The 203-nt window shown below is 72.9% G+C and carries 1 protein-coding gene; it reads left to right on the top strand.

All coding sequences use genetic code 11. The features are described 5' to 3' along the window. A partial coding sequence (locus tag IF78_RS48210; protein WP_037643193.1) for an AMP-binding protein occupies nucleotides 1–203 on the top strand: 203 nt, incomplete at both ends.

Genomic DNA, 203 nt, shown 5'->3' on the forward strand with positions numbered 1-203 from the left:
GTGGCCGCGGCCTGCCGGACGCTCCCGTGCTGGTGGTGGTGGACGAGGACGAGACGCTCGCCTCGCTGCCGGCCACCGACCCGGGCGTGGAGTGTGGGCGGGACCAGCTGGCGTACGTGATGTACACCTCGGGTTCGACGGGCCGCCCGAAGGGTGTGGCGGTCACCCACCGCGACGTCCTCGAGCTGGTCGTGGACGGGATG

It is taken from the genome of Streptomyces bicolor, from assembly GCF_000719285.1.
Taxonomy (GTDB): domain Bacteria; phylum Actinomycetota; class Actinomycetes; order Streptomycetales; family Streptomycetaceae; genus Streptomyces; species Streptomyces bicolor.